Genomic DNA, 13,226 nt, shown 5'->3' on the forward strand with positions numbered 1-13,226 from the left:
TAAATAAAGAATAGCAGTTTTGTAAAAAGCTGCTATTTTTTTACCTTTATATTTAGGAATAAAAAATTATCATATATAAAGGATTAATATAGATATGAAAGAATTAACATTCAAAGGCTTTACTCCAAATACTTTTCAGTTTCTCAAAGACCTGAAAGAGAACAACTATAAAGAATGGTTTGATGAGAATAAACATGTATATGAGCAAGAGCTGTTGAATCCATTAAAGGCATTGGTTACAGCTTTGTCTCCTGCAATGCATAATATCGATCAGTCTTTTGAATTGCGCCCCCACCGATGCCTATCGAGGATATATAGAGATACACGTTTTTCGAAGAATAAAGATCCCTATAAAGATTTTATGTGGATGGCTTTTCAGATCCCCGTAACAAACGATATATGGAAAGATTATCCGGGATACTTTATGGAGATATCGGCTACCGGATATACGCTTGGCTTAGGGCTGTTTCAGCCAAAGAAAAAAGTAATGGATGCTTTCCGAGACGAGGTTACTTATGATGCTGAGGAGTTTCAGCGAGTAACTCAAGCTTCTGTATTAGATCGGGGATATGTAATAAATGGCGAGGAATATAAGCGACCTATACCTAATGATCTACCCGAGTATTTCCAACCATGGATACAACGCAAAGGGATATGGGTAAGTAAGACTCAACCTGTAGGAGAGGAATTGTTTTCTCCTGATTTTGCCAATTTGATAAAAGACGATTTTCATGCTATGGAATGGTTATACAACTTTATGAAGGAAGCCACTCAGATATAGTCTGATTAATAAGAAATTATAGTTATAAATCTAACAAATATAAATCAATATCAATGAATAAAATTAGAGCAGCTATTGTAGGTTACGGAAATATTGGACAGTATGTATTGGATGCAATTATTGCTTCACCCGATTTTGAGGTAGCCGGTATTGTCCGTCGTGATCCATCAAATGTGCCTGATGAACTAAAAAAGTATCAGGTCGTAAAATCAATAAAAGAACTAAATGACGTGAATGTGGCTGTGCTTTGCACTCCCACTCGCAGCGTTGAAGAATATGCTAAAGAGTGCCTGGCATTGGGTATCAATACGGTAGATAGTTATGATATACACGGTGGTATTGTAAATTTACGCCGTGAGCTGGATGCTGTGGCCAAAGCGAATAATACGGTATCTATCATATCCGCAGGATGGGACCCCGGTACAGATTCTATGATCCGTTCCATGTTTGAGTTTATGGCACCCAAAGGCGTAACATATACTAATTTCGGTCCGGGTATGAGTATGGGACATACTGTTGCCGTAAAAGCTATTAAGGGAGTAAAGGCAGCATTGTCGATGACTATTCCACTGGGTACTAGTATTCATCGTCGTATGGTATATATTGAGGTCGAAGAAGGTTATAACTTTTCTGATGTAGCGGCAGCAATAAAAAGTGATGACTATTTTGCACATGATGAAACACATGTGATGCAGGTTGAAAATGTAGACAACTTGAAAGATATGGGACATGGAGTGAATATGGTTCGTAAAGGTGTATCGGGTTCAACACAGAATCAGCTCTTAGACTTTAATATGAAGATCAACAATCCTGCTTTAACAGCTCAGGTACTAGTTGCTTCGGCAAGAGCTACAATGAAACAAGCGCCGGGAGCTTATACAATGATAGAGGTTCCTGTTATCGACTATATATATGGAGATAAAGAGGCTTTAATAAAAAAACTGGTGTAATAATTATATCAAAAAAATCTGCCTCAAAAGTAAGGACTTCGTTTATTTTATATAAACATAAGTGTTGCTTCTGAGGCAGATTATCAAAAATCATTAGACTTATATTCAAAACAGAAATATGATAACCTTTCCCAATGCAAAAATAAATTTAGGGTTGAATATAGTATCAAAGAGACCTGATGGATATCACAACCTTGAAACAGTTTTTTATCCTTTAGCGATAAAAGATGCTCTTGAAGTCATTGTAAAAGATGGGCAAGGGAAGGATACTTTTTTCGAATCAGGAATTAAGGTTGATGCATCACCCGGAACAAATTTGGTGATGAGGGCATTGTCCTTAATGCGAAAACATTATGATTTTCCATTTGTGGAAGTTCATTTATTAAAGAAAATACCGTTTGGTGCAGGCTTAGGGGGAGGGTCTGCTGATGCATCGTTTATGCTTAAGCTGTTGAATCAAACTTTTCAGTTGAATGCGTCTGATGAGGAACTAATTAGATTGGCTGTCCAGCTTGGAGCCGACTGCCCCTTTTTTATATATAATCATCCCGTATTTGCCACAGGAATAGGTGAGGTTTTCGAAAAGATTGAATTGTCTCTTAAAAACTATTATTTTGTACTGATAAAGCCTGAGATACATGTCCCTACAAAAGATGCTTTCGCTTTGATTTCACCAAAACAACCAAAACAGTCTCTGAAGGAAATCGTAAAATTACCTGTTGCAGAATGGCGAGGTTTGATGGAGAATGATTTTGAGGAAAGTGTGTTTGCTAAATATCCGGCTATAGGCGATATAAAGAATAGTTTGTACCGACAGGGTGCGTTGTATGCTTCAATGTCGGGTTCAGGTTCATCCGTTTATGGTATTTTCACTGAACAAGTTAAGAACTTGGAATCTGTTTATAAGGACTGTTTTTGTCAACAAGGAAAATTCGAATACTAAAAACAGGAAGCGCTGTGATGCTCAAAAATTGGTGCTTTAAGATAAATTATAGATAAGCACTGTTTTTCGGACTTTTACTTCCAGAAATAAAATTGTACCTTTGATAGCTATTTTTTTAATGAAATATTACAAAACTAGCGATAAATGAAGAGAGTATTATTATTCACTATTCCAGTTGTTTGTGTCTGTGTTTTAGCCTTTGTGTTATTGTCGAATAATAGCCATAGCGAAACAGAGTCTAAAGCTCCTTATGTCTTATCCATGACGAAATCTATAGACATTCCCGAGAAGGTTGATTTTGCGGGGGAGGAGATAAAGCTTGACCGATACGATCTTCATGAGAGGTTCGATAGAGAGATAAACGGATTTACATACTTACATTCGACGACGTTATTACTTATAAAAAGAGCGAATCGATATTTTCCTATTATTGAGCCGATTTTAAAAGAAAATGGAATTCCTGAAGATTTTAAATATCTGGCGGTAATAGAAAGTAGTTTAGACCATAGAGCAGTATCTTCAGCCGGCGCTGCCGGACTATGGCAGTTTATGCCAAAAACCGCACCCGGATATGGATTGGAGGTTTCTTCTGAAGTGGATGAAAGATATTCGATAGAAAAATCAACTCGGGCTGCATGTAAATATCTGAAGGAAGCTTACAATAAATATGGCAGTTGGACAAGCGTGGCAATGTCATACAATGCCGGACAGGGGCGTATCAGCGGAGAGCTGGATAAACAACAGGTTGACGAAAGTCTTGACCTGTGGCTCGTTTCTGAGACTTCACGCTATTATTTTCGAATGTTGGCTATAAAGTTGCTATTTGAAAATCCTTCTAAATATGGATTTATCCTCACAGAAAAAGATCTGTACAAACCGATTGAATTTACAAAAGTTGAAGTAACAGAATCGATTCCCGATCTGGCATCTTTTGCAAAAGAAAAAGGGTTGACATATGCACAATTGAAAGATTTTAATAGCTGGCTGAGAGATCGTAAATTAACAATTTCGGCTAAAAGCCAAAGTTCATATACAATTCTTATTCCTACACAGGAATCATTATACTACAAGAAAGGTAGTAAGGTAAGAGTCCATGATAAAGCATGGATTTCGCATGACTAATTAAAATATGCATAATTAGACAAGGAGCGTTTGGAAATTTGATGGAGACAACTATACCCGAAGAAAAAGACGTCATAAATGTATATGGCGCACGTGTTCATAATCTTAAAAATATTGATGTAGAAATTCCACGAGATTCACTTGTTGTGATTACAGGACTCAGTGGAAGTGGCAAATCATCATTAGCATTCGATACTATTTTTGCAGAAGGCCAAAGGCGTTATATAGAAACGTTTTCGGCTTATGCGCGTAACTTCTTGGGGGGTATGGAGAGACCTGATGTAGATAAAATTACAGGTCTGAGTCCGGTAATATCTATAGAACAGAAAACAACAAATCGTAACCCACGATCGACAGTAGGAACAACTACCGAAATATACGACTTTCTTCGCCTATTATATGCTCGTGCGGGAGAAGCCTATTCTTATCTTACCGGAGAGAAAATGGTTAAATATACCGAAGACCAAATCTTAGAGCTTATCCTTGAACGTTATATTGGGAAGAAAGTATATTTGCTTGCCCCTGTTGTTCGTAACAGAAAAGGTCACTACAAGGAGTTGTTTGAGCAAATAAATAAAAAAGGTTATCTGACAGTACGTGTGGATGGTGCAATTCGTGAAATTATACCCGGTATGCGTCTTGATAGATACAAGATGCATAGTGTAGAAATCCTGATTGATAAGTTGGTTGTTTCCAATAAATTTGCTGATAATCTCAAAACAAGCTTGCGCACAGCAATGAAGCAAGGCGATGGGCTGATTATGATACAGGACGTAGATACAGGGGAGGTAAGGCATTTTAGTCGCCAATTGATGTGTCCGTCTACAGGGTTATCTTATAGTGATCCAGCTCCGCATTCATTCTCATTTAACTCGCCACATGGAGCTTGTCCTCGTTGCAAGGGGCTGGGAGTAGTGAATAAAATAGATATGGAAAAGATTGTGCCGAAACCACAATTGAGTATCTATGCCGGAGGTATAGCCCCATTAGGAAAATATAAAAACTCATTATTTTTCTGGCAGATAGAGGCTATCTGTGAGAAGCATGGTGTTACTATTAAGACACCAATCAAAGATGTTCCTGAAGAAGCAATAGATGAAATCATGTTTGGAACAGAAGAGCGTTTGCAAATTAAGAACGAATCTTTAGGTAGTTCTAATTATGTAGTCGCTTTTGAGGGTGTTGCCAAATATATTGAAATGCAGCAGGATAGTGATTCTTCTGCTTCGGCACAAAAGTGGGCAGAACAGTTTATCAAAACAGATGTTTGTCCCGACTGTAATGGGCAACGATTGAGTAAAGAAGCTCTTCATTACAAAATAAATGATAAGAATATTGCCGATCTTGCCGAGATGGATATTCAGCATCTCTTCGAATGGATACAAGATATGGATGTGCATATTTCAGAAAGGCAAAAGCTGATTGCAGGGGAAATAAAAAAGGAGATCGTTTCCCGCTTGTCTTTTTTATTAGATGTCGGTCTTAATTATTTATCTCTAAATCGTCCATCCGTATCTCTTTCGGGAGGTGAAAGTCAACGTATACGCTTGGCTACACAGATCGGTTCTCAGCTTGTAAATGTGCTTTATATACTCGACGAGCCTAGTATAGGGCTCCATCAGAGAGATAATACAAGGCTGATAGATTCGTTGAAAAAATTGCGAGATACAGGCAACTCTGTTATTGTAGTAGAACACGATAAAGACATAATGCTGGAAGCTGACTATATTGTAGATATGGGGCCTTATGCCGGTAGGCGAGGAGGGAAGGTTGTTTTTGCAGGTACTCCCGACGATATGCTCAAAACCAATACAATGACAGCTAATTATCTGAATGGTAAGCTTGAAATTGAGATACCTAAGAATAGACGCAAAGGCAATGGAAAGAAGATAACACTGAAAGGTGCAACCGGACATAACCTTAAGGGAGTGGATGTTTCATTTCCCTTAAATACATTTATTTGTGTTACGGGTGTTTCGGGGAGTGGAAAATCGAGTCTTGTAAATGGAACATTACTACCTATTCTGAGTCAACACTTGTATCGTTCTTTGGCTGATCCGTTACCTTATAAGATGCTTGAGGGAATAGATCTTGTAGATAAGGTGATAAGTGTAGATCAATCGCCTATAGGACGTACACCACGTTCGAATCCTGCAACCTATACGGGCGTTTTTTCAGATATAAGAAATTTATTCGTCAATCTTCCAGAATCCAAAATAAGAGGCTATAAAGCCGGACGTTTCTCTTTTAATGTAAAAGGTGGTCGTTGTGAGGTTTGTGGAGGTAACGGCTATAAAACGATTGCAATGAATTTCTTGCCGGATGTATATGTGCAATGTGAAGAATGTCATGGTAAGCGTTATAATAGAGAAACGCTAGAGGTGCGATTCAAGGGGAAATCAATAGCAGACGTTTTGGATATGACCATCAATATGGCTGTAGAGTTCTTTGAGAATGTTCCTAATATACTACATAAGATTAAAGTATTGCAAGAAGTGGGACTTGGGTATCTAAAACTTGGACAACCTTCAACCACATTGTCCGGTGGGGAATCTCAACGTGTGAAACTTGCAACTGAGCTAGCCCGTACAGATACAGGGAATACCATCTATATATTGGATGAACCTACTACCGGCCTGCATTTTGAGGATATACGAGTTTTACTCGGAGTACTTAATAAGCTTGTTGACAGAGGAAATACAATAATCGTTATAGAGCATAATCAAGATATAATAAAAAGTGCAGATTACATCATCGATATGGGACCTGATGGTGGAATTGGAGGTGGAACTGTGGTTGCTTATGGGAAACCTGAAGATATTGTAAAAAAGGGTAATAGCTTTACTTCTGAATACTTGAGAAAGGAAATAAGCAAGTAAAATCTCAAAATAGGATTAATTTTGAAAAAAAATAGATATTATCTATTGTTAATGTGTAAAATTTACTATCTTTGCTGAGCAAATAGAGATAATATTCGTTTTTGAGATAAATACAATCGAGTCAGGTGAAATTACCGCTTCAATAATGAAGGATCGCTTTGTTATTTACAATCAAAAATACAATATAAAGAAACACAGAGTTGGTTCCTGAAATACATTTGAACCAAGTAATCAGGCTGCAATCAACTCTATTGTGTAGTTTTGTAAAGTTTGTGTTAAGGTTGGGAAGTCTGCGAAGGTGATTTCGCGGACTTTCTTTTGCGCAGAACCAATCTACAGCATAATCCTAGTTCTTATAGAAAAGATTATATCTATATTTATTTATCTGAATTGTGAAGGTAAGTTGTTGGCCAATACTTATTTATTGGTCTATTTTGCTTTTTACAATCTTAATGCTTGTTTCTACCTCTTTTCTTAGATCAGAATCATCGTTATCATTTAATATTTCTATTACAGTTTGGTAATCTTGTAGAGCCTTATTGTATTCTTCCATTTCATAGTAAGTATTTCCTCTATTATAATAAGCTATTGCTGAATTTTCAAGCTTTAAGGCTTTATTATAGTCAAGTATGGCTTTGTCGTAATATTCAAGTTTTTCGTATACTAACCCGCGATTGTTGTAGGCACTGGCATAATCGGGCTGTAAGTCTATCGTTTTATCCAGATCTTGTAAGGCTTTATCGTATAGTCCCATATTGCTGTATATTGAGCCTCGGTTGTAGTATGACATTGCGTCTTTGGGATCGAGGTCTATAATATCGGAGCATACATTCAATGTTCGCATTTCATCTCCCATCTGATAATATGCTGTCGCAAGGTGTACATATGTTTTTAGTAACACCTTGTTTCGCCATTCGGTATCTTTTTTATATTTTTCATCATTATTTATTCGTTCGATGAGGGTATTTAGCATGTCTACCTTTTGTTCAGGAGTGTCTACCTTTTTTAATGCAAAATATAGGTCATTATTAAATTTAACTAAGCTCTTTTCTCCTTTCTTTTTCCGACGTGCTATCAAGAAAAACATTAAGGCAAATGATAATAACATAATCCCAAACATTGCCATAATGCCAATTATGCCTATATTTACAAACCAAGACGAGTTACACGAGGTAAACAATAAAGACAACGATGATATATATATAATCCTCATTTTAAATAAAATAAAGTGTTGATACAGTTTTAAGCGGCTTCTTTTGCAAATTTAGATAAAAAGATCAATTATAGAAACTTTCAGCCAAAAGCTATTGAGCTTTTTGGTCTTGAATATATAAAATTAGTAGATTTGTATCGTTAACCTTTCTTAATTCAGTATGTCTCTAAAACTACATGCGCGTATAGATCAACAGATGGACGATTCAGACTTATTCTTTTTGATACAGAAAAGCAATAAGGAGGCTTTTACTATCGTATATAATAGATATCATAAACAATTGTATCTATTAGCATATACATATCTGAAAGATAGAGATCTGTCGGAGGATGCCATTCAGCATGTTTTTTCTAAATTATGGGAGTTTCGTAAGGATATTAAGATTAAAGTCAGCCTAAAGAATTTTCTTTATACCATTACAAAGAACTATATACTAAACCAGATCAGAGATAATAATACTGCTATAAAAAAGAATTATGAGATAGCTTTATCTGTAGAATCTTATGAGGATAACCTATTGGATATTATTGAGCAAAAAGAATTAATGATGCTTTTCAGAAAAGCATTGGAAATGTTGCCTCTACAGAAAAGACAAGTTTGTTTATTAAAAATGGAAGGTGATTTATCGAATCAAGAAATTGCGGATAAAATGCAAATTTCTATCCATACGGTAAAGACTCACTATGCGCAGTCAATTAAACTTTTAAGAGCTCATTTAGGAAAAATGTTAATAAGTATTTTATTTATCATTCTTTCATAGGCTATATGTGTCAATAATATATGAAAATACTAACATACTATATTATAATTCGTATTAAAAATGGAAAGACCATCTGAAGAAACGATCAGAAAAGTTGTTGATGGTATTGCAACACTCGAGGAAACTGCAACGGTAGTAGAATGGTTTGCTACCGAGGAAGGACAAATGTATCTGTCTCATGAGATGGATATGCGTTCTTTTAATGCAAAAGAAGGCTATGAAGAGCTTTTTGTTGATCATGAAATTCCATCAGATAAAATGTTTAATGAAATACTTGCTAGGGAAAGGCGACGAAAATTGCGTCGTACAATGTACCGAGCTGCTGCTATTGTCATACCATTTATTTTGTTGATCGGATTGGGATGGCAGGTTAATAAAAAAGTAGATCTTTTTGGTAAAACAGAGTATGTTGATGTATATGTACCTAAAGGTGAGCGGTTACAGGTTATGTTTCAGGATGGTACAAAAGCGTATTTGAATTCGGATACTCATTTGCGTTACCCTAAAAAATTTAGTTTGTTTGACAGAAAAGTTTTTTTGAGCGGAGAAGCCTATTTTACAGTAGATAAAAACCCCGACAGACCTTTTATTGTACAAATAGATGATGATATGGTAAAGGTTTATGGTACAGAGTTTAATGTCAAGGCATATTCTACCAGTAACCTAATATATTTAGCTTTGGATAATGGTAATATAAGCCTTATCCCTTTTACAAAAGGACAATACTATATAAAGCCGGGAGAAAAACTTGCTTATGATAGAAAAACAGGCGAATGTAGAATTACGAAAAATGAGGATACAGGCTTTGTTTCGTTATGGAAAAAAGATATTCTCGCATTTAAAGATACACCTCTAAAAGATGTTATTGCAGATCTCGAACGTTGGTATAATGTTTCTTTTACAGTAGAAGACAGGCGAGCTTATATTTACTCATATACCATTGTTTCGGAGAATGTATCATTAGAAAAAATTTTAAAAGACTTAGAAAAGATCTCTCCTGTAAAATTTACTCTTGATGGGAATACGGTGATTGTCAGTATGTAATAGCCCTATTAAAATAAAATTATAAAAAAATACACTTCCTAGTCATACTTTTTTTATCCTTGTGGGTCTATTATGTAAAGGACCTATTTTTTAACCTTAAAAAATGTAAACTATGAAACGTGTAATTTTAGCTTTTCTGGTTATGTTTCTGTGTACGACGATAACAGTGTCTGCACAAAAGGTAACTATGAATCTTCAGCAGGCGAAGCTGGAAAAAGTTTTATCAACAATTGTCGAACAGACAGGTTATACTTTTGCATATAGCCAGCCTGTAGTCAATACAGATAGAATTGTAAGCATTGAGGTAACAAACACAGACTTGCCTCAAGTGTTGCAGAAAGTTTTTTCTGGAACAAACATCTCTTACGAAATAAGAGATAAGAAAATCCTCCTTTCTGAAAAGAAAGACGTTAATCAGGATCCCAAGACAACACAACAAACTCAAAAAATTACAGTAAAAGGAATTGCCCTAGATGAGGCCGGAGAACCTTTGATTGGTGCCAGTGTGTCAGAAAAAGGCACAACAAATGGAACGATGACAGGGGTAGATGGCGATTATAGCTTGACGGTTCCGGCAAATGCTACATTAGTTGTCACTTTTGTAGGATATCTCTCTCAGGAGATTCCATTGAATGGTCAGAAGACAGTCGATTTCACTCTTAAAGAAGACTCAAAGATGCTTGATGAAGTTGTTGTAACAGCATTGGGTATTAAGCGTGATAAGAAATCACTCGGATATGCTATGCAGGAAGTAAAGGGTGATCAATTAACAGAAACACGTGATGCTAACGTTGCAAATGCTTTAGCCGGAAAAGTAGCCGGGTTGCAGATAAAACAGTCAGGAACAGGTGTTACTGGGTCTAGCCGTATTGTTCTACGTGGAGGAAACTCTATTGCTGGTAATAATCAGCCATTGGTTGTTGTTGACGGTGTTCCTATTGATAGCTCAACTGGTGGTACTGACGACTTTTGGGGCAATCATAGTGTAGATAAAGGTTCTAGTATGGCAGATATCTCACCTGACGATATCGAATCGATTTCGGTACTAAAAGGTCCTGCGGCAGCAGCTCTTTATGGGTCACGTGCGGGTAATGGTGTTATAATGATAACTACTAAAACAGGGAAAAATCAAAAAGGAATTGGTATTTCATATAATTCAAACTTGACATTCGAAAGACCAATGCAACTTCCTAAATATCAAAATACATACGGACAAGGAGAAAATGGAAAATATGTTCAGAACTCGGTAGGAAGTTGGGGGGCTAAAATGGATGGTTCGCAAATCACCGATTTAGCCGGAAATCCAACAACTTATTCTTCCGGAGATAACGACTTGATGGATTTTCTTCGAACTGGAACAACTTGGACTAATAGTCTAGATTTAAGTAGTAGTAGCGACAAAAACTCTATACGTGTTGGAGTTATGAATCTTAGAAATAAAGGCGTTGTTCCAAATAGTTCTTTCAATAAAACATCGGCAACACTTCGTGCTACAGCAGACTTAACAGACAAATTGTCTTTTGATGCTAAAATAACATATTATACTCAGAAGACAGAAAACCGTATAAAACTGGCTGGAGACCCGGACAATATTTTCCGTAATTATTTATTAATGCCACGTTCAGTACATTTTAGTGACTTGAATCGTTACCCTGATTATAAATTCCCAGAGAATACAAAGAATCCGGCTAATGGCGCAGATCTTTCAGGTAAGCCTGTTTCTTGGACAGATCAATATAGCGGGCTGATACGAAATCCTTATTGGGCTGCTTATAAAGATACCAACTCAGATAGAAGGGATCGTGTTCTTGGATTTGGATCCTTGAAATATGAGTTTACTGACTGGCTTAATATACAAGCTCGTTATGGAATTGACTACTTCTCTACTCAATATGAAATGAGAGATGCAACAGGGCTTCCTTATTGGTTTGCTCAAGGACAATACATTATGAACAAAGAAACATCTTATGAGGCAAATGCAGATGTATTATTGACTTTCAACAAGCAGTTGTCAGAAAAAGTAGGATTGTTAGCTACCGCCGGAGGTAACTTGATGTATAGACGCGCGGATGGTATTTATGGAGAAACAGGCCCAATGATTATTCCTGATTTTCATACATTGGCTAATGCCGGCAAGTCTTCAGCGAGAAGTGCCTTAACTAAAAAAGCTATCAACTCCTTGTATGCTACAGCTTCATTGTCTTATGATAATACTCTATACTTGGATGTAACTGCTCGTAACGACTGGTCTTCTGCTTTAAGTGCTGACAACCGTTCTTATTTCTATCCTTCGGTAGGTACCAGCTGGCTCTTTACCGAATCATTGAATAAATGGAATATCAAGCCAAGTTTCCTTGACTTTGGTAAATTACGCCTTTCATGGGCAGAGGTAGGGAATGATACTGATCCATATCGATTACTAGATTATTTGACATTAGGAACAACATATGTATATAATCCTGAAACAGATCAGGTAGAAACGATATTGAATGGTAAGAAATCGAATATCTTAAATAATCCTGACTTGAAAAATGAAACAATTACTTCATGGGAAGCAGGTTTAGAGTTAAGAGCATTCAATAACCGTTTGGGATTAGACTTTGCTTATTATACTAAAGATGCTACAGATCAGATATTAAAAATGAATGTACCGGCATCAACAGGATATTCTTTTAAATATGTAAATGCCGGCAAGCTGAGAAACAATGGCGTGGAAATTTTACTAACAGGTACACCTGTGAAAACTAAGGATTTCTCATGGGATATTACATTAAACTACTCTAAAAATAAAAGTAAAATTATAGAGTTAGCTGATGGTATTGAAACACAAGAATTGCAAGACCCTTCTTTGGGAAGCTTAGGTATAAAGATTGTAGCTGCAGCCGGGGGCACTTATGGTGATATTTATGGAAAGGCATATGCCCGAAATGATAAAGGTGAGCTTATTATAAATGAAAACGGGTTGCCTACATTTGGTTCTGATTTTGTAAAATTAGGAAATTATAATCCCGATTGGATGGGGGGGATCTCTAATGCATTCCACTTTAGAAATTTTGATTTCTCATTCCAGATCGATGGACGCTTTGGTGGAGATGTATTTATGGGATCAATTCAATCAGGAACCGGTGCAGGAACTCTGAAAATGACAGAAAGTGGACGTGATAAAATGGTTGTTGCCGGAGTGACTGCTTCAGGCCAGGCAAACGCAATTGAGACCACTGCTGAGAAATATTGGGCACAATTGGCTACTGGTACAGAACCATGGATATATGATGCTACAAATATACGTTTGAGAGAAATGAGTCTTGGATATTCGTTCCCTAGAAAGATGTTATCAAAAACTCCATTCCAAAAGATTAAGCTTAGTTTGGTAGGAAGGAATCTATGGATGATTTACAGTAAAACTAAAGGTTTTGATCCAGAATCCGGATATAGCACAAGTAATGCACAGGGTATCGAATTTGGCTCTATGCCAACAATGAGCAGCTATGGATTTAACCTTAATGTAACATTCTAAATCTTAAAAATTACAGA

Annotated in this window: 9 protein-coding genes; 8 read left to right on the forward strand and 1 reads right to left on the reverse strand. The window is 36.5% G+C overall.

The genetic code is table 11. The annotated features are described in order from the left end of the window. Window positions 1-94 precede the first annotated feature (94 nt). The 5 genes from BGO84_RS16765 to uvrA all read left to right on the forward strand — a co-directional run bounded on the left by BGO84_RS16765 (window position 95) and on the right by uvrA (window position 6,675). The gene (locus BGO84_RS16765; RefSeq protein ID WP_291030921.1) at window positions 95-781 is read left to right on the forward strand and encodes a DUF2461 domain-containing protein; all 687 of its coding nucleotides are present in this window, start codon (window positions 95-97) and stop codon (window positions 779-781) included. 53 nt (window positions 782-834) lie between these two features. Further along, window positions 835-1,731, forward strand: coding sequence for a diaminopimelate dehydrogenase (locus BGO84_RS16770; RefSeq protein ID WP_291030922.1), 897 nt, complete (start codon window positions 835-837; stop codon window positions 1,729-1,731). Between the two features lie 118 nt (window positions 1,732-1,849). After that, entirely contained in the window at window positions 1,850-2,674 is an 825-nt protein-coding gene (ispE, locus tag BGO84_RS16775; RefSeq protein WP_291030923.1) for a 4-(cytidine 5'-diphospho)-2-C-methyl-D-erythritol kinase, read from the forward strand. A 144-nt stretch (window positions 2,675-2,818) separates the two neighbouring features. After that, a complete protein-coding gene (locus BGO84_RS16780; RefSeq protein WP_291030925.1) occupies window positions 2,819-3,796 on the forward strand; it encodes a lytic transglycosylase domain-containing protein in 978 nt (325 codons plus the stop codon). Window positions 3,797-3,837: 41 nt separating this feature from the next. Continuing rightward, window positions 3,838-6,675 carry an excinuclease ABC subunit UvrA gene (uvrA, locus tag BGO84_RS16785; protein WP_291030927.1) on the forward strand — a complete coding sequence of 946 codons (2,838 nt, stop codon included), beginning with the start codon at window positions 3,838-3,840 and terminating at the stop codon, window positions 6,673-6,675. 421 nt (window positions 6,676-7,096) lie between these two features. Here uvrA and BGO84_RS16790 read toward each other — a convergent pair whose 3' ends face one another. Then, window positions 7,097-7,888, reverse strand: coding sequence for a tetratricopeptide repeat protein (locus BGO84_RS16790; protein ID WP_291030929.1), 792 nt, complete (start codon window positions 7,886-7,888; stop codon window positions 7,097-7,099). Window positions 7,889-8,048: 160 nt separating this feature from the next. Here BGO84_RS16790 and BGO84_RS16795 point away from each other — a divergent pair, with 160 nt between their 5' ends. The 3 genes from BGO84_RS16795 (at window position 8,049) to BGO84_RS16805 (ending at window position 13,209) form a co-directional block, all read left to right on the forward strand. Further along, window positions 8,049-8,648 carry a sigma-70 family RNA polymerase sigma factor gene (locus tag BGO84_RS16795; protein WP_291030931.1) on the forward strand — a complete coding sequence of 200 codons (600 nt, stop codon included), beginning with the start codon at window positions 8,049-8,051 and terminating at the stop codon, window positions 8,646-8,648. A gap of 60 nt (window positions 8,649-8,708) precedes the next feature. Next, window positions 8,709-9,692: a FecR family protein gene (locus tag BGO84_RS16800; RefSeq protein WP_291030933.1), complete on the forward strand. Its 984-nt coding sequence runs from the start codon at window positions 8,709-8,711 to the stop codon at window positions 9,690-9,692. Between the two features lie 112 nt (window positions 9,693-9,804). After that, window positions 9,805-13,209, forward strand: coding sequence for a TonB-dependent receptor (locus BGO84_RS16805; protein ID WP_291030935.1), 3,405 nt, complete (start codon window positions 9,805-9,807; stop codon window positions 13,207-13,209). Window positions 13,210-13,226 lie beyond the last annotated feature (17 nt).

It is taken from the genome of Dysgonomonas sp. 37-18 (assembly GCF_001899125.1).
In the GTDB taxonomy this organism is placed as follows: Bacteria; Bacteroidota; Bacteroidia; order Bacteroidales; family Dysgonomonadaceae; genus Dysgonomonas.